Origin of the sequence: Algoriphagus marinus, from assembly GCF_001936475.1 — a bacterium.
Taxonomy (GTDB): Bacteria; Bacteroidota; Bacteroidia; order Cytophagales; family Cyclobacteriaceae; genus Algoriphagus; species Algoriphagus marinus.
Genome location: NZ_MSPQ01000013.1, coordinates 77,938 through 95,113, shown reverse-complemented (window position 1 = coordinate 95,113; position 17,176 = coordinate 77,938). Strand labels below are relative to the sequence as shown.

At 37.9% G+C, this 17,176-nt stretch carries 14 protein-coding genes and 2 tRNA genes; 9 read left to right on the top strand and 7 right to left on the bottom strand.

The window, feature by feature from the left end; translation table 11 throughout:
- Positions 1-13 precede the first annotated feature (13 nt).
- A complete protein-coding gene (locus tag BVC88_RS17885) occupies positions 14-2,548 on the bottom strand; it encodes a phosphoenolpyruvate carboxylase (RefSeq protein WP_075352089.1) in 2,535 nt (844 codons plus the stop codon).
- Between the two features lie 168 nt (positions 2,549-2,716).
- Between BVC88_RS17885 and BVC88_RS17880 the strand changes: the two genes are divergently transcribed.
- Positions 2,717-3,850, top strand: coding sequence for a lactonase family protein (locus BVC88_RS17880; protein WP_075352088.1), 1,134 nt, complete (start codon positions 2,717-2,719; stop codon positions 3,848-3,850).
- On the opposite strand, the gene BVC88_RS17875 is transcribed toward BVC88_RS17880, so the two are convergent.
- Entirely contained in the window at positions 3,847-4,929 is a 1,083-nt protein-coding gene (locus BVC88_RS17875; RefSeq protein WP_075352087.1) for an o-succinylbenzoate synthase, read from the bottom strand. The genes BVC88_RS17880 and BVC88_RS17875 overlap by 4 nt on opposite strands.
- A gap of 70 nt (positions 4,930-4,999) precedes the next feature.
- Between BVC88_RS17875 and BVC88_RS17870 the strand changes: the two genes are divergently transcribed.
- Positions 5,000-6,211, top strand: a complete 1,212-nt coding sequence (locus BVC88_RS17870) for an S-adenosylmethionine:tRNA ribosyltransferase-isomerase (RefSeq protein WP_245803677.1) — start codon at positions 5,000-5,002, stop codon at positions 6,209-6,211.
- Here the strand turns inward: BVC88_RS17870 and BVC88_RS17865 are convergent, their stop codons facing one another.
- On the bottom strand, positions 6,212-6,640 hold the full coding sequence (locus tag BVC88_RS17865; protein WP_075352086.1) for a LytR/AlgR family response regulator transcription factor: 429 nt from the start codon (positions 6,638-6,640) through the stop codon (positions 6,212-6,214). It lies immediately after the preceding gene.
- Between the two features lie 155 nt (positions 6,641-6,795).
- Between BVC88_RS17865 and BVC88_RS17860 the strand changes: the two genes are divergently transcribed.
- Positions 6,796-8,343 (top strand): hypothetical protein, encoded by a 1,548-nt coding sequence (locus tag BVC88_RS17860; protein ID WP_075352085.1) that lies wholly within the window; start codon positions 6,796-6,798, stop codon positions 8,341-8,343.
- Here the strand turns inward: BVC88_RS17860 and BVC88_RS17855 are convergent.
- Together BVC88_RS17855 and BVC88_RS17850 are read right to left on the bottom strand one after the other, a co-directional pair.
- Positions 8,340-9,620 carry a hypothetical protein gene (locus BVC88_RS17855; RefSeq protein WP_175574444.1) on the bottom strand — a complete coding sequence of 427 codons (1,281 nt, stop codon included), beginning with the start codon at positions 9,618-9,620 and terminating at the stop codon, positions 8,340-8,342. The genes BVC88_RS17860 and BVC88_RS17855 overlap by 4 nt on opposite strands.
- Positions 9,621-9,838: 218 nt before the next feature.
- Positions 9,839-10,084 (bottom strand): hypothetical protein, encoded by a 246-nt coding sequence (locus BVC88_RS17850; protein WP_139316600.1) that lies wholly within the window; start codon positions 10,082-10,084, stop codon positions 9,839-9,841.
- 239 nt (positions 10,085-10,323) lie between these two features.
- Between BVC88_RS17850 and BVC88_RS17845 the strand changes: the two genes are divergently transcribed.
- Both BVC88_RS17845 and BVC88_RS17840 read left to right on the top strand, forming a co-directional pair.
- Positions 10,324-10,412: transfer RNA gene (locus tag BVC88_RS17845), tRNA-Ser, on the top strand.
- Positions 10,413-10,713: 301 nt separating this feature from the next.
- Positions 10,714-10,787 (top strand) — tRNA-Pro (locus BVC88_RS17840).
- Positions 10,788-11,011: 224 nt separating this feature from the next.
- Here the strand turns inward: BVC88_RS17840 and BVC88_RS17835 are convergent.
- Positions 11,012-11,530: a hypothetical protein gene (locus tag BVC88_RS17835; protein WP_075352082.1), complete on the bottom strand. Its 519-nt coding sequence runs from the start codon at positions 11,528-11,530 to the stop codon at positions 11,012-11,014.
- Positions 11,531-11,786: 256 nt separating this feature from the next.
- Between BVC88_RS17835 and BVC88_RS17830 the strand changes: the two genes are divergently transcribed.
- Positions 11,787-13,208, top strand: coding sequence for an alanine/glycine:cation symporter family protein (locus BVC88_RS17830; protein ID WP_075352081.1), 1,422 nt, complete (start codon positions 11,787-11,789; stop codon positions 13,206-13,208).
- A gap of 14 nt (positions 13,209-13,222) precedes the next feature.
- Here BVC88_RS17830 and BVC88_RS17825 read toward each other — a convergent pair whose 3' ends face one another.
- Entirely contained in the window at positions 13,223-14,317 is a 1,095-nt protein-coding gene (locus tag BVC88_RS17825) for an AI-2E family transporter (protein ID WP_075352080.1), read from the bottom strand.
- Between the two features lie 217 nt (positions 14,318-14,534).
- Between BVC88_RS17825 and BVC88_RS17820 the strand changes: the two genes are divergently transcribed.
- From BVC88_RS17820 to BVC88_RS17810, 3 genes are all read left to right on the top strand, one after another.
- Positions 14,535-15,380 (top strand): alpha/beta hydrolase, encoded by an 846-nt coding sequence (locus BVC88_RS17820; RefSeq protein WP_075352079.1) that lies wholly within the window; start codon positions 14,535-14,537, stop codon positions 15,378-15,380.
- A 68-nt stretch (positions 15,381-15,448) separates the two neighbouring features.
- Positions 15,449-16,591, top strand: coding sequence for a 1-acyl-sn-glycerol-3-phosphate acyltransferase (locus BVC88_RS17815; protein ID WP_075352078.1), 1,143 nt, complete (start codon positions 15,449-15,451; stop codon positions 16,589-16,591).
- A complete protein-coding gene (locus BVC88_RS17810; RefSeq protein ID WP_075352077.1) occupies positions 16,588-17,157 on the top strand; it encodes a peptidylprolyl isomerase in 570 nt (189 codons plus the stop codon). Before BVC88_RS17815 ends, BVC88_RS17810 begins: the two co-directional genes overlap by 4 nt.
- The last annotated feature ends 19 nt before the right edge of the window (positions 17,158-17,176 follow it).

Genomic DNA, 17,176 nt, shown 5'->3' with positions numbered 1-17,176 from the left:
TTCGGGCCTTTTTTTATGCGGCATTTCTAGCAGCATTTATGATTCCAAACATACTTCTCAACACCAATCGCTGCAAGATCTCGTCACTTTTACCCGTTTCAAGCATTTGCTGAATCGCAAACTGCTGTACGGTAATAAGTGGAAGTACAATTCGCTCTCTGATCTCTATGGATTTTTTTGAAACAGGATTATCTCCCATCAATTGATCCATCGAAGAAACTATTTTTAATTTCTCAATAGACCGCTTGTACTCTTCAAACATAATTCTCCAAAAATCACCATAGGCTTCGTCTTCACTCAAATAAGCTGTAGCTGGGTAAAAACACTTTGACAAGGATTGCATGGAATTTCCAAGCAGAGTACGGAAAAATAAGGAATTCTCATAGAGTGCTTTCAATTGCTCCAGCTTTCCTCTTTTCTCCAATACCTCAACGGCCTCTCCCACTCCATAAAAGCCAGGAATATTTTGCTTCATTTGTGCCCATGAGCCTACAAACGGAATTGCCCTCAAGTCTTCAAACTTCAACCCCTCTCCTTTGCCACGCTTTAATGGTCTTGAACCAATATTAGTCATCCCAAAATACTTCAGTGGGGTAACATATTCTAAATAAGGCACAAACTTAGGGTGACTCTTGAATTTCTTATACGACTCATAAGCCTCACTTGCCAACTCGTCAATTAATTCTCTTTGTTCGGAGTTTAAATTTTTCTCTGAATCCTGATACAAATGATTTTCCAGACCTGCGCTCAGAAGTTGCTCCAAATTGTAGGTACAAGAAGCTTGCTTCCCATAATTTGCAGAGATCGTCTGTCCTTGAATAGTGACCTGAATCTCTGCATTCTCTACTTTTTCACCCATGGAAGCATAGAAATTATGCATATTCCCTCCTCCTCTTGCAGGAGGCCCACCGCGACCATCAAAAAACACAACTTCAATATTATTCTCTCGAGATACACGAGTCATCTCTTCTTTTGCCCTAAGGATAGACCAGTTGGCTTGAATATATCCACCATCTTTGGTTCCATCAGAAAACCCAAGCATAATCGTTTGCTTGTTACCTCTGGATTTAAGGTGATTTTGATACTCGGGCAATTGATACAGGCTAGTCATGATTGCAGGTGCTGCAGCCAAGTCATCTATCGTCTCGAAAAGAGGCACTATATCCAATGGCATTTGCTCTTTACCTTTTCCGAGGGTTAATTTTGCCAACTGATAAACTTCAAGTAAGTGCTTTCTTGATTGACAGTTGGAAATAATATATCGATTAAGAATATCCTCACCACTTTCCTTTTGGATAGGATCGATAACCTCAAATGAACGAAGCATCTCTGCATGAAATGGCTCTTGAAATTGATCCAGGCCTGGAATGCTTTCTGTAGCAAGAATTTGATCAATTTGTTCTTGCTCAGATGTACCCATTTCTATGCCCTTTATTTTAAAGAGCTCTTCCCAAAGTGCATCATGTTTTCTGCTATCCTGACGCATATCCATGTAGCCAAAGTGAAAACCGAAAATTTTCACTTTAAGAATAAATTCATCTAAGACCTCAACAAATAACCCCTCGTGATGCTGTATTAACGCTGTTCTGGCCTCTAACAAATCATCTATTAGTTGATCTTTGGTCTGATAAACCTGATTGTTTTCAAAAAGTGTTGCGAAAATTCCCCGCTCAACTTTCAATATAATCTCTTCGACATGCTTGAAAGTCAATCTTCTTTTCAACTTTCTCATGTCTCGGTAATAACATCTTAGAATCCATTTTTTTAGTCTTGACGCAACTTGTTGAGTAATGTCATGCGTCACAAATGGATTGCCATCCCGATCTCCACCTGGCCAAAAACCAACTTTCAGTAATCCAGGATTTTCCCAGTCATGTAACGGAATATTCAAAGAATTCAACAACCGGATCATGATGTCCGAAATACTTTGATAAAAGATATTTTCCAAATACCAAATCAAGCTAATTGCCTCATCGTAAGGAGAAGGCTTCTCACGCTTCGTAAAACCCGTTTTCCCCAGTTGTTGAAGTAAAGAGTTTATCCGGCCTATGTCATCGGTTCGAATTGCATTTTCGAGATCTGTGATGATTCCTAAGACATTTCCGGGATAGAATTGAGTCGGGTGAGCTGTTAGTGTTAATCTAACGGAAAAGGTCTTAAGCTTTTCAATTAATTCAGCTCGTTTTTTATCATTATCTGTCCGATTTATCAAAGCATTGATTGATCCTTTCCCCTTCAGATCATTGATTTTATCATAAGCTGCATCCTCGATCGAGTCAAATAAAACCACTTGTCTTTCGACATATTGAATCATTTGAAATAACAGATCCATATGTGATTTTTCACTGGCATCTGGCAGCATTTCTTCAAAAAAACCATTAATAATTTGCTTTGGAGTCAGTCCATTTTCAAATCCTTTTTGACATGCAGTACCCAAAATTGGAAGCAGCGTACCCGTTCGATAGATATCATTGAAAGGAAGATCCAAGAATAAACTGTTATAAATCGTAAATCGCTTTGCGACTTCAGTATCATAGGTTTTTTGCATTCTAGAGCGAAAGTTTAATTCAATGGTTAAATTAGTGAAAATTCTAAAAACACCCTAAATCATTACAATATCTCCAACAGAAAAAGTATTTTATTCCGTTTTTTTAAAATTTAATTGATTTTAAAACCGAGCTTTAAACTTAAAGTATGATTTACTTATCTTAACCAAATGAAGCAACTTACTTTAGGTATTGTGATACTAGTTTTCACTATTGCCTGTAATCCACCCAAAACGACTGAAATGGAAACTCCTTCAAAAGCTTATTCTTTTTTAGTTGGAACGTATACGGATCAAGAAGACCAGGGCATCAACTTGGTACGATTTAATCCCGACTCAAATTTATTTGAAGTAAAGCTGATAGCACCTGGAGTAAAAAACCCATCTTTTGTGATCAGTAATAAAGCGGAAAATCTAGTCTTTGCTTTAGAAGAAGATATGAGTCAAACCGGAGGAAATGTGATGACTTTTTCTAAAGTCGGAGATGAACTCATTCCCCTCGATACTATTCCTTCGTATGGAGATCACCCCTGTTATTTGGCTCTGTCGCCAAATGAAGAATTTCTTGCAGTCGGTAATTACACTGGAGGCAATCTTAGTTTTTTCAAGGTGGGTAATGGAAGTAAATTGGAGTACCTCCAGACAATTCAGCATGAAGGATCCAGTGTCAATACAGACCGGCAAGAGAAAGCACATGTACACAGTACGGTTTTCAGTCCGGATGGAAAATACCTGATCGTGGCAGATCTTGGTACTGACAAAATATATACATATTCCATTGTCTCAAGTAAAGAAACACCTCTTGAATTGGTTTCGGAATATGAGGTCATTAAGGGAGATGGGCCTAGGCATTTGGCTTTTTCATCAGATGGAAAAACTGTATTCGCAGTACAGGAATTAACTGCAAACTTGGAGGTCTTAGATTTCACAGAAGGGATACTAAGTTCTAGACAACGACTTTCAATGCTTGAGGAGGGTTTCCAAGGAGGCGTGGGTGCTGCAGAAGTTCGCTTGTCTCCAGACGGAGAAAATGTGTATGTATCTAACCGTGGAGAAGCAAACACCATTTCTGTCTTTGGGAAAGATGAATCAGGAAGCTACAAGCTTATTCAAGTCATCTCATCCGGTGGCTTAATGCCGAGAAACTTCAACCTAACCTCTGACGGAAAATATCTTCTTTGTGCACATCAGGCAAGTAATGATATTGTGGTATTTGAGCGAAATTCAAATTCCGGGTTACTTTCTCAGAAAGCTTGGAAGGTAGCAGTTCATAAACCTGTTTACTTATTTCCTTTGGAGAATTAAGAAGGATTTTCCCAGTCTAGATCTGAATGATAACTAATCGTACCTGATTCTATCACAAGTGGAGATTCCAGATTATTGTGAAAAAGTTTACCCGTCCCCAAGCCTTGTGGAATAGTAGGAATCAAACTGGAAGCCAATTGAGCAATTGCGTTCAGCCCAATATTACTCTCCAGCGCAGAAGTCATCCACCAGCCAATATTACGTTCTTCAGCAAGTCTAATCCACTCTCTGGTTTCTAAAATGCCCCCTAATAAGGTAGGCTTTAGAATAATATGTTGTGGTGCTATGGAATCTAAGAGCTCAGCCTTTTCGATTACACCGATCAATTCCTCATCCAAAGCAATTGGCAGAGGCGTTCCTTTACAAAGCTCAGCCATCTCTTTAATCTTCCCAGCAGGGATAGGCTGCTCGATGCTGTGAATATCAAGTTTGGCAAGCTCCGCAAGTTTGATCTTTGCTTCTGCTACCGAAAAGGCACCATTTGCATCCACTCGAAGGGTCATTTCTTCTTTCGAGAACCGGCTTCTGATGTATTCCAAAAGTGCTAGTTCCTGTTCAAAATCTATTGCCCCAATTTTCATTTTGATGCAATCGAAGCCCTGATCAATTTTCTCTTCAATCTGGGAGGCCATAAATTCAGGATCTCCCATCCAAATCAATCCATTTATTGGAATGGGCTGATTTTCATCAAAAAATGGATTAGGAAGGATTCGCTTTTTCCCACCATTCAAAAAATCCAAAACTGCTGTTTCCAGTCCAAATCTGACACTTGGCAACTTGGGAGAAACGATCTTTTTCAGATGCAGTAAAACAAGTTCTGCATCATTTTCAAAGTTTATCCCTTGAAGTCTTGATAGCTCCTTTTCCAATAACAACTCAAAATCCGGAATATCGTCCAAACTTAGTTTCACCAGAGGCGCTGCTTCTCCCCAGCCTACTCGTTTTGGCTGCTGAGGATCAAAAGCTTTAATCCAATAAACTGGTCTTGTCTTTAGAACTCCCCGCGAAGTCCCTGCATCAAATCGGAAGTTTAAGGTTCTTTTGATCCATTCAAATCGAAGCAAAAATGTTGAAGGCATTGAATTTTGGAGAATTAAAATAGGATTAAAGCGAATGGTCTATATTTGCAAACTGAAATTTAGACCTGTCATGCAGATCCCAAAGATTGATTTAAAAGACTACGAATATACGCTCCCAGAGGAAAGAATAGCCAAATTTCCTTTGAAAAAGCGAGATGAATCCAAGCTACTTCAATATAAAAATGGAGAAATCAGCCATTGGAATTTCTATGACATCCCTGCAATATTACCTAAAGATTCACTATTGGTCTACAATGATACAAAAGTGATCCCGGCAAGATTGATTTTCCAACGAGAGACGGGAGCAAGAATTGAAATTTTTCTTTTACAGCCTATTTTGCCCACAACGGTCATTCCTGAAATAATGCTTGCCAAGCATCCGGTAGTCTGGGAGACAATGATTGGAAATTCCAAAAAATGGAAAGATGGAGAAATCCTGACCGGAAGAGTCTTGCTAAACGAGAAAGAAATTCTTTTACAAGCAAAATTATTGGATCGAGAAAGCCGGAAAGTTGAATTTTCCTGGAATGATTCCCAAGTTGCTTTTGTAGATGTGGTAGAGGCCAGTGGTGAGGTACCACTTCCGCCCTATCTCAATCGAAAGCCAGAAACTGAAGATAAAAATCGCTACCAGACTGTGTACTCAGAAAAAGAAGGTGCTGTGGCCGCTCCGACTGCAGGATTACACTTTACACCTGAGATTTTTGAAAAACTAAAACATAAAGGAATACAGAAAACACAACTGACACTCCATGTCAGTGCAGGGACCTTTCAGCCGATCAAAGCAAAGGATGTCACTGAACATCCCATGCACAGTGAACAGATTCATGTGAACAAAGAAACTATTGAATCTGTGTTGGCAATGGAGGGTAAAATTATAGCAGTTGGTACGACTTCAGTCAGAACTCTGGAAAGCCTTTTTTGGTACGGAGTGAAATTGATAGAGAATAAGGGCGAGGAGCTTAAAATCGAAAAGCTATTCCCATATCAAACCAGAGAACGTATTCCAACATTGAGAGAATCCTTTGAGGCAATTTTGGGATACATGAATCAAAAAAATCTTAAGACAATCATGGGAACTACCGAGATTTTTATTTTCCCAGGATATTCCTATCGTGTGGTAAACGGGTTAATCACGAATTTTCATCAGCCTGGGTCAACGCTTATTCTTTTGATTGCGACTATTCTGGGCAATGATTGGCGAAGTGTTTATAATTCAGCTTTAGATAATGATTACCGATTTCTAAGCTATGGAGACAGCAGTCTACTTTGGTTGAGTTAATTATTCTCCGCTTAGGCCAAGCTTTTGGATACCATTGATTAAGGCATGGTAGTAAGTCCTTCCAACGGGAACAAGATCACCGCTAACATCAACTTCTTTAGAACTTATTGATTCTATTTCATCAATACGAACTACATAACTTTTGTGAATTCTCATAAAGTCTTTTGAAGGCAATTCACTTTCAAAGTTTTTGAGAATGTTACGGATCGAAAAAACACCTTTTCTGCAGACTAAAGTAGTGTAATTCCCGTCAGCTTTAAGCCATAAAATATCTGTGAATTTCACCTTAACTAAGCTACCTTCATGTCTGACAAATATGGCATCTTTGATTAGAAGCTCTTGATTGTTAGACATCTTTTCTTTTTCCTCTTCTTTTTGCTTAGAAGTTGAATATCCATTTATGTTCACTTTCCCAACTAACTGTTCCATAACCTTATCATTTGATTTTTCAACAGACTGATTAAGATCATTGTTTAGAATCTTTTGAAAAAAGGATAGCTGATGTGGTTATTTGGTATTTTAGCCTGAATGATAAACCTTTTCCTTTTTAATATTTTAATTTTGAAGCAATCACATACAAGATTATGAGGAGTTTTTATTCAAACTGTTTTATTCTTTTTTTTATTCTTTCAGGTATTTCTTGTACCGAAAAAGAAAAACCTAATAATGACTTTGGAACCATTTCCTTCATTGGGATCGAGTTGCTAAACCCAAGTAGTTTTCCTTCTGGAAAAATAAGCTCTCAGAATGTTTGGAAGCATACCTACCAAAATCGTATCACGATTCAATTTGAATCAAGCACTGGACAGACATTTAATCTGGAAATACAGCCAAATGACTTCAGTACTCCATATTCCATCGAACTACCGATTGGAACTTATTCTTTGTCCAGTACAAGGTCAACAGACCTTTATTCTGATTTTCTACCTATTTGGATCAATCAAGAAATCACTATCAATCCCGGAACTCAAAGTCTAACTTTAGAAGCGACTTCCGATTATGGACTTTTTACATTATCGAATAAAAATCTTGGAACCTCCACCCCTGAGTTAGTATCACAGAATATCCAATTGTTTTCAAGAGATAATTTTTTCTACATCTATGCTCTAAAAGACCAAGCCCTGAGCATTAGAATAAATCTGCTTGATAATGAGACTTATTTTAGATCCTACTGGCAAGTTGTCAGCTATGCTCATCGTCATTTGGATCTCTATTTTCCAGACCAAAGCGCCACGAACTTTTCATTTATCCCGGTTGATTTCTCGATTGAGCAAAACTTCATATCCTTAAATGCAAATGGAATCCCTGTATCATTATCCCCGACAATTTTAGCCGATTTGGAGATTTCTCAAAATGAAAATTCAGGCTTGGCATTTATCCAAAATCGACTTTTTTCAATCAATGATGGAGGAAATAGCTCGGAGATTTTTGAGCTTGATCCTCTTACCGGAAAAGTTATAAGAACAATTAATGTAAAGAATACCACCAACAACGATTGGGAAGATTTGGCGCAAAGTGATACGCATCTTTTTATAGGAGATTTTGGAAATAATAATGGAACTCGGAAAGATCTTGCCGTTTTAAAAATTCCTATTTCCAATATTTTAGCAAATGAAGAAGTTGAAGCATCACAAATATCGTTTTCTTATTCTGACCAAATAGATTATTCCGGTAATGGCGGGAATCATAATTTTGATTGTGAAGCATTCTTTTTTTGGAATAATGAGCTTCATCTCTTCACTAAAAATAGGTTGGACCAAAAAACCAGTCACTATACTTTAAATCCAAACTCATCCAACGCTACAGCACTTCGTGTTGGGGGATTTGAAGTTGGCGGGCTGATCACGGGAGCAAGTATTTCTCCAGAAGGAAACATGGTTCTACTTGGTTACCAAGAAAATGGCTTTTCCTCTAAGTCATTTGTTTGGCTTTTCTCTGATTATATAAATACTGATTTTTTTTCTGGCAGAGCCACACCAATCTTTCTTGGAAGTCCTGCTGTTTTATCGCAGACGGAAGGAATAGTATTTGAAAAAGAAGGAAACCTATTTATTAGCGGTGAAAGAATTTCACTCGGAGGTCAGAGTCTTCCGGCGAGAATTTCAAAAATAGATTTAACAGGACTTTTTTAGTCGAAGGCGCCTAAGCGCTTGGCATTGGTTCGGATCACTTCATCCAACTCTTTTGCCAGAGGTTTTAAATAAGAGAAATACTTCTGATTCTCCTGATCAAGTTGTTTAGGATCGATGAGATCCAACAGACCCAACATAGAGGAAAGCGGAGATCTCAAGATGTAAGATGGGTTCATAACCAACTCCCTCAAAGCTTTATTCTCAGCTTCTAAATTTGTCAGTCGTTTGCTTATCTGTGGAAGCATAATTCCATGTACTGCAATAAGATTTACCAATCCCATTTCATCAAAAATAGGTCGAATACCTACATGCCAATAAGTAAACTGAGTGCCAGAGGGATTGATTTTCAATTCAAAATCAGAAGGATTCCCTTCGAAGCCCTTAGAAAAATTCAGCTTTAATTGCTTTAAGCTTTTCAATTCTGAGTTGAAAATAAAGTCGAATGAACTTGTATAAGAATTACCTGACCATTCCAGCGTAGTATCAGAAGCCAGCTGGTTCTGTTGAATAAATCTCAATGACTTATCGATCACCCAAACTGCTCCTGGAAAAGAAGCCAAATGACCGGGAGTAAAAGGTTTGGTAATATTCGGCATCTTATTTCTCCTGGATTTTGGTAAAATATACAGTTGATATTCCTCCTCAACTTGATTTAATAGTGCAGAAAAGTGAATCCCAGATTCTTTATCCGTAAGTACCAAGCAAGTTGGTTGAGCACCCATAGCTAAAGGCTGGAGCTTAAGAGGCAATTCTGAAAGAAAAAGCTCTCCATTACCTTCCTGCTCAGCGGCCCCAATTCCTAACCAATGAACTACCTTATCATCTAAATCGAGTACCCTAAATTCTTTATCCAATTGAATTTTCCCAAATTCCAGTAGGTCCACCAAGTTGTTCCAAGGCATTTCTTGTTCTAAAAATTTGGTGCTCACGCCTATTCCAATAATCCCAATAAGATCCATCTCTGAGTCAATAATTGTGGAAAATTCCCACCATACTTGATCAGATTTCATGTTTTCTCCATTTAAAATGGATAATACTATTTGCCGTTTTTCTTTGGGAGAGGCTAAAAGCAGATCAATAGTTTCTTCAAATTGAGAGATAAATTCGGGATCTAAAAATTTTGAAAAATTTACAACTTCTGTAGAGTAATATTTAGAATCTATCTTTTTCGACGAACTCATAACATTCCCTTCTACATCCAAAAGTATTGTTTGGAAATAGTTTGATTCTATTAAGAAATCAGGTATTAACTCATCAATATTAGAGGTACTAATCAATATTTCAGGTCGAAATGGAGGGAATTAAAGACACAATTCTACCGAAATATTGAGAAAAACATTTTCTAAAAAAAATGGATTCACAAAAGTAATCACTTCGAAAATGTTGATTATCAGTATTTTATTTCTTTTTGGGTATTAAAAAGCTGATGCCAAAATGAAAAATGCTTTTCGTCCCAAAATTACTTCCCGAAAAAAAATTTCAAAATTTGAAAAAATTAATTGGACTGAAATGTAGAATCAGAGTAATCGATCTCTTTAACCATTATAATCAACGCATTCGCAAATTCATCCTTGCTTGCACATACTTTAAATGGAAAATTATCATTAGAATCCGAATGGATATTTAACGAGCCGAAAAACCGCTGTAATTCATCAGAAGAATTGGAATAAATCAAAACGAACCCATCATTTGATTGATCAGATTCTATCAGAAATTTTGCATTTGTAGTTTCTATAACCATGATTCCAAAAATATTTGACGCAAATAAAAGATCGATTTGGGAAATACGGTAGCTTTTGAACAATTGTTTTCAAAAAACACAAAAATAATTTTAAGTGATTTACAGTCGGTTAGAAGTATTATTATTTATACTGATAAGCAATCTGTTTTTGATTTGCTAAAATCTAATCATTTGGATTATATTTGCATCGCTTAATGAAACGGGAAAACGATCCTCTTCTTTAAGCTTATTATGCACCCAGAGAGTTGGGTGAGTGGCTTAAACCAGCAGTTTGCTAAACTGTCGTACGGGTCATTCCGTACCGGGGGTTCGAATCCCCCACTCTCTGCAAAACAGGCCTCCAAAGCCTTCAAAGGACGTTTTTCTTCGGAAGACGTCTTTTTTTTTTACTCATAATCTGAGTAGTTCGAATTTGAGATCTTACTCGCCTTCTAAATCGGGTTTATTTAATAGAAAATATTTATTCAAAAGAACACCAATTCATTTACCTGACTTATAGGTATTTACACCTCTTTAAATTGAGTTAGCTTTCCTTTTTTTCAAAAAAGTTTCAAGATTTTCAAATCTGAAGTTGATCAACAGACAATTTTATTTATGTTTGCACTCCCTTAAGGGGAAAAGATACCGTTCGGGGTGTAGCGTAGCCCGGTATCGCGCCTCGTTTGGGACGAGGAGGTCGTAGGTTCGAATCCTGCCACCCCGACTTAAAACTCTTAGATTAATTTCTAAGAGTTTTTTTATTTTAAACCTAAAAGAGGTCGTAGGTTCTCCCGATAGTGATCGGGACTGCCTCCCCGGCTTTAAAATTCTTGGATTAATATCTAAGAGTTTTTTTATTTCAAAACCATCAGATCTAGAATATCCTACCACCTATTCCACTTCCAATCTTATACTTTGAAAATCCTAAAACTGGATTTCCACCAAAGTTTATTTTTCAGGTTTCCATCCATCAAAAAGCCAAGAATCATCAATTTTATCATCATCTAGATCTAATACCTTTTCCCAAAAAACAAGTGATAAACCAGATTCTCTAGAAAAATATATTTCCACATCCAGAACCTCTTCATATTTAGGAAAATCCCAACGTCTTCCCTCCCACTCCCCCAACAAAAACTCATCTTCTTCTTGAGCTCGCAGATAAAGGGATCTTTTATTGTCAGCTCCCATTATTTCAGTGAAGCCGTTGATTAAGAACTCAAGTCTATTCCATTGAGAAACATCAAATTCCGGAGCTTTAAAACTGAAATTCTTTTGCGAGCAAAATGCGGATCTGATGACTTCTACTTCGGTAAAAATTTCAGCTACAGGGTTATCAAATTCCTTGATGTAAAAAAATGTTGGAATATTGCTTTTGCCGGCTATGATCTTATCAGGCAAATACTCTGAGGAAGGAAATTCACTAAAAGAGTACTCCAAAAATCCCTCAATCCGTTTCTTGTAGTCCATAGGAGAAAATTTTAAATTAAGATTTAGTTGAATTTAAGCATACTTAAATATAAAACTGAAATCTCATTCCATTTTTTCAACCATCATGACGCTATTTAGGGACTATTTAACTCTGTTTTCTTGAGCTTGAAGTTAAAGCTGTTGAGCCGTTTGTATGATTGTATTAAGTTTTCTGCCTTATTTTTCTTTTCTTTCCGGCTAAATCGATTCAAGAAATTTGAATTAAATCTTACTTAAGTAAGGAAATTAAACCAACATGAAAGAAATAATTGAGGCGATCAACGCCGTAATTTGGAGTGATGCATTGATTTTTTTATGCCTGGCAGCGGGTGTTTATTTTTCTATAGCGACTCGGTTTTTGCAAGTAACTTATCTGAAGGAAATGGTCACACTCCTTTTCAAGGGAGAGTCTTCTGAAAAGGGAGTTTCCTCTTTTCAGGCTTTTGCAATAGCCATCTCCGGAAGAGTAGGAACAGGTAATATTGCCGGAGTTGCTACAGCCATCGCAATGGGAGGTCCTGGTGCGATTTTCTGGATGTGGGTAATCGCTTTTTTAGGAGCATCATCTGCATTTGTTGAAGCCACTTTAGGACAAATCTATAAGGAGGTCAACAATGGCCAATACCGAGGTGGTCCAGCTTATTACATAGAAAAAGGTCTCGGAGTGAAGTGGTATGCCATTGTATTTGCATTTGCCACGATTCTAGCAACAGCCCTATTTATGCCAGGCGTGCAAAGTAACAGCATTGCCCTGAGCGCAGAAAATGCCTTTGGGATTCCTGTAATCTATACTGCAACCATCATTACTGGCCTGCTTGCATTGATCATTTTGGGTGGAGTAAAGCGAATCAGCAAAGTCGCTGAGGTGGTGATCCCAATTATGGCCGCAGCTTATATTACAATGGCATTGATTATCATCGGAATGAACATCACTGAAGTCCCTGCAATCTTTGCATTAATAATCAAGTCGGCTTTTAATTTAGAAGCTGCATTCAGCGGAGTATTTGGAATGGCTATCGCTTGGGGTGTTAAAAGAGGGATTTATTCCAATGAAGCAGGTCAAGGAACTGCCCCACATGCCGCGGCAGCTGCTGAGGTTTCTCATCCTGTTAAGCAAGGATTGGTACAATCTTTCTCCGTTTACATTGACACGCTTTTTGTTTGTACTGCAACTGCCTTGATGATTCTTTTCACAGGTCAGTATAACGTTTTGAATCCCGAAGGAGGTTTTATCGTGGAAAACCTTCCGGGTGTTGCCTTTGGGCCTGAGTACACCCAGTTTGCCGTTGCTACAGAGTTCCCAGATTTAGGAAAAGGATTTATCGCGATCTCTCTTCTCTTTTTCGCATTCACTACTATAATGGCTTACTACTATATCGCAGAAACTAATCTGAGCTATTTAACACGCCATATGTCTTCCAAATGGAGTTTAACCGCACTAAGATTATTAATTCTGGGAGCTACTTTCTATGGGTCCATAAAAACTGCCGAAGTAGCCTGGATGATGGGAGATATTGGTGTTGGTTTGATGGCTTGGCTCAATGTGATCGCTATAATTTTACTTCGGAAACCTGCTTTCAAAGCCCTTGCTGATTATAAAAAACAGCGAAAAGCTGGGAAGGATCCTGTATTTAAATCAAAAGAAGTTGGAATCGAAAACGCAGACTTTTGGAAATAAAGAAAAAGAGCAACTCAAGAGTTGCTCTTTTTCTTTGCAATTTTTCTTCTAAAAGCCTTCCAATAATTCTCATTCTTCTCCGATATTGGGACATCATCACCAAGCAAGTAAGCAAATGCTGACATGTCTGAGGACTTCTCTAGACTAATCTTCAAAACACCAACTAAGGGGATAAATAATATCATTCCAGATATTCCCCATAGCCACCCTCCTATCAGGATTGCTAGCAAAACTGCCAAAGCATTAACCTTTACCTGAGAGCCAACTACCAACGGAGTGATAATATTATTTTCCAACAATTGAATACCCCACAAGACTGCAATCGCAATTATCGGGTATGTAACTGAATCAGTGGTAAGAAAAATGTAAAGCACTGCAAAAAACGAACTGATAAATACACCAACATAGGGTATCAAATTCATAATGGCGATAAACGCAGCAAACAAAATAAAATATTTTACCCCAATCAGAAAGAAAAACAAACCTGCGAGTATGGACACGATAAATGTGACTTTGAGCATACCTGAAAGATAAGATTGAATCACTCTACCAGAATCAGTGGCCCAAGTCAAGACTGCATCATTTCGATCTGCATATAGTTTAAGAATAAATTCTACGAAAAAGTCCTTATAGTAAATAAGCAAAAAGGTATACAGCGGAATTATTCCAGCCAAAGTCAACGATTTACCTGTTTGAAAAATAGTAGTGTTAATATTTTCAAGGTTTAATAGACTCGAGAGGCTTAAACTCTCAAAATTAATCGCGCCTGAACCAATTAGCTCATTAATTTCCAGAATCGAACTTTTAAGTTTGTTTTCTAAAGTCTCTTGTATTTGTGGAATTTCATCTAAAAGTCCTATAACCTGATTAACTAAAAGATAGAATATTCCAACGACTACCATCGTGACTAGTAAAATACTGATTGCAATTGCTATGCCTCTCGGAATCCGTTTTATCTCAAACCAATTGGCAATCGGGTTAAGCGCAAAAGCAAAGAAAACTCCCCAAACTAATGGCACAATTAGAAATGCTCCTTCCTTCAGGAGGATGGCTCCAAAAACGATTGTGACCAAGAAATAGGCTATTTGTTGAATTCGTGAACTTTCCATGAATTTTGGTTAATATGTAAACTCCTCCCAGCTAAGTCCATCTGACTGGAAGATACACCATCTGCTCTCAAAAACCCATAATTATGCCTATTTTAGAGCTTAGTATAAACCTAATTTCACCCTTTCAAAGATCCTAATTACAAGAAATTGAGCTTGTTTCAACTCAATTTACTCTCCAATAAATTTGGAACATCCCTAAATTTCACCAAAATAATAAATGCGAAAATTACTTCTATTACTCTTTTTAATCCCTTCTCTAAACTTTGCGCAGGCAAAGGTGGATACTATTCAAGTCTACAGTTCCTCTATGAAGAAAAACCTGAAAGTAGCGGTGACTTTTCCCACCAGCTATCAGCAAGGCGAGGAACGGTATCCCACTTTATATTTATTGCATGGTGGCAGTGGTTCCTTTTCAGATTGGCTCACCAAGGTGACTGAACCGGGATTGGTCAATCGAATGGCAGAAGAATACGACATGATTATTGTCAATCCGGGTGTAGGGCCGAGCAGTTATTATTTTGACAGTCCACTCCTCGATTCGGTTCAATATGAAACCTACATCACAGCTGAATTAATCCCAGAAATTGACAAAAAATACCGTACGCTAGCACAAAAAGAATCGAGAGCTATTACAGGTTTGTCTATGGGAGGTCATGGAGCAATCACACTAAGTGCCAAGCATCCTGAATTATTCGCTGTAGCCGGGAGTATGAGTGGGGTGATGAATATAGATACCAGAATGTGGGAAGTCGGGGAGGCATTGAAAAACATGAGAACCGAAAGCCAAAAAGTAATGCTTGGTGAGATAGAATATGAGTTTCCTTTTTCGACCTACACTGCTGTGGGACTTGTAAATCAAATAAAAGCCAATGGGATTCCATTGATCATCGATTGTGGAACAGAGGATTTCTTAATCTCCACCAATCGTCAAATGCATCAGCTTCTCTTGGCTAATAAAACTCCCCATGAATACACTGAGCGACCAGGAGCACATACCTGGCAGTATTGGACTGAGGCATTACCAGTACATATGCATTTCATCAACAAACATCTCAAACGATAAAAGAACCCTAAGTATTTCTTCACCTTTTGATCTTAAATTTGCTTTTTGCAAAATAATTAATCCCAGCTATGTCCCAATTCGATACCATTAGGCCTTTTTATGAGACCGAGGCAAACGCTGCCATTCGTCAGATCATAGATGATCCTATGCTAGAAGCCATGATGGGTTTTACATTTCCAGATGATCATTCAAAAAACTGGAAAAATTTAATGCTTCACACCCACTCCTTACGGGACTTTCAGGTAAATTTCATTTACCCAGGTGTTAAAAAAGTGCTGGAGAAAAGTTCAAATGGTTTAAGCACCGGTGGTTTTGACCAACTTGAGCCTAACACGGCTTACCTGTTTATTTCCAATCACCGAGACATCATCTTAGACACTTCTTTGCTGAATGCTTGTCTTTATGAAAATGGTTTGGTGCTTACGACTTCTGCAATCGGAGACAACTTAATACAAAAGCCTTTTTTGCACATCTTATCCCGATTGAACCGGAATTTTGCCATCAAAAGAGGACTGCAAGGACGTGCCTTACTGGAAAGCTCGCAGTTGGCTTCAGCTTTTATTCGAAAAAGTTTGCTCAATGAAAATCGTTCAGTCTGGACAGCACAACGAGAAGGTCGAACCAAAGATGGAAATGATGCTACGCATAAGGGCGTTTTAAAAATGCTCACCTTAGCAGAAGAAGGTAAAGATCAATTTTCCTTTTTTGAAAAGGTAAAAGTGGTTCCGATTTCCATATCCTATGAATATGATCCTACAGATGTATTGAAAATGCCCGAACTCTTGGCAAAATCAAGAGATGAAAAGTATGTGAAAAGTGAAAATGAAGATTTCCAGAACCTCCTAAGGGGTCTCATGGGAACTAAAAAAAGAATCCATCTTCAAGTAAATGGACTTCTTACCGAAGAGATCAAAGAAATCTCTACTTCCGGATTAGGTTCGGGGGAGAAGCTAAGTCAGCTAGCTAATATCATTGATCAGAAAATTTGGGCAGGCTACAAACTTTGGCCTAGCAACTACATTGCTCATGATTTACTCTATGGAGATGAAGAATTTAAGAATGAATATACTAATGAGGAAAAAGAGGCTTTTGAAAAACGACTTCGTGAAAAAGTAGATATCCAGAATGATTTTCTGGTAAAAAGCTTTCTCTCAATGTATGCGAATCCTGTAAATAATCAGATTAAGGCACTTTCACCAAAAGAAACATGAAACAAGGATTTTATCTAATTGCATTTTTTTTAATTCCTGTTTTATGTTTTTCTCAGGAGAAAATTCCATTGGGAAAAATCGTAACTCCATATGGTGAGATATTTATTGAACTCGATGACCGTACTCCCAACCACAAGGCGAGTTTCATCGAATTGGCAGAAGCTGGCTATTGGGATTCACTGACTTTTAATCGAGTAATTCCGAATTTCGTAGCTCAAGGCGGATGCCCTGATACGGAGGAAGGATTCAACGATCCTGAATACCTTTTGGCTCCTGAATTTGTCCCGGAATTAAAACATGTCTATGGTGCAGTCGGAGCAGGTAGAGATGGAAATCCGGACAAATTATCCGCCAGATGTCAGTTTTATATCGTTCAAAACCCAGAAGGAATTCCCAGATTAGATGGAGATTATACGATTTTTGGCCAAGTGATTAAAGGAATGGACATTATCGAGCGAATCGTACGCGTCAAACGAGATAGCAAGGATGAACCTGTTAAACCGATAGCCTTACAAGTATCAATCGTTTACTTAGACCAGCAGGAAATAGAAAAAATTCGAGGATAAAATGATGTCATTTGTTTCT

Excerpts from the sequence above, each read along its gene's own strand:
- BVC88_RS17885 (WP_075352089.1), bottom strand. The coding sequence starts at position 2,548 with ATGCAAAAAACCTATGATACTGAAGTCGCAAAGCGATTTACGATTTAT.
- BVC88_RS17880 (WP_075352088.1), top strand. The coding sequence starts at position 2,717 with ATGAAGCAACTTACTTTAGGTATTGTGATACTAGTTTTCACTATTGCC.
- BVC88_RS17875 (WP_075352087.1), bottom strand. The coding sequence starts at position 4,929 with ATGCCTTCAACATTTTTGCTTCGATTTGAATGGATCAAAAGAACCTTA.
- BVC88_RS17870 (WP_245803677.1), top strand. The coding sequence starts at position 5,000 with ATGCAGATCCCAAAGATTGATTTAAAAGACTACGAATATACGCTCCCA.
- BVC88_RS17865 (WP_075352086.1), bottom strand. The coding sequence starts at position 6,640 with ATGGAACAGTTAGTTGGGAAAGTGAACATAAATGGATATTCAACTTCT.
- BVC88_RS17860 (WP_075352085.1), top strand. The coding sequence starts at position 6,796 with ATGAGGAGTTTTTATTCAAACTGTTTTATTCTTTTTTTTATTCTTTCA.
- BVC88_RS17850 (WP_139316600.1), bottom strand. The coding sequence starts at position 10,084 with ATGGTTATAGAAACTACAAATGCAAAATTTCTGATAGAATCTGATCAA.
- BVC88_RS17835 (WP_075352082.1), bottom strand. The coding sequence starts at position 11,530 with ATGGACTACAAGAAACGGATTGAGGGATTTTTGGAGTACTCTTTTAGT.
- BVC88_RS17830 (WP_075352081.1), top strand. The coding sequence starts at position 11,787 with ATGAAAGAAATAATTGAGGCGATCAACGCCGTAATTTGGAGTGATGCA.
- BVC88_RS17825 (WP_075352080.1), bottom strand. The coding sequence starts at position 14,317 with ATGGAAAGTTCACGAATTCAACAAATAGCCTATTTCTTGGTCACAATC.
- BVC88_RS17820 (WP_075352079.1), top strand. The coding sequence starts at position 14,535 with ATGCGAAAATTACTTCTATTACTCTTTTTAATCCCTTCTCTAAACTTT.
- BVC88_RS17815 (WP_075352078.1), top strand. The coding sequence starts at position 15,449 with ATGTCCCAATTCGATACCATTAGGCCTTTTTATGAGACCGAGGCAAAC.
- BVC88_RS17810 (WP_075352077.1), top strand. The coding sequence starts at position 16,588 with ATGAAACAAGGATTTTATCTAATTGCATTTTTTTTAATTCCTGTTTTA.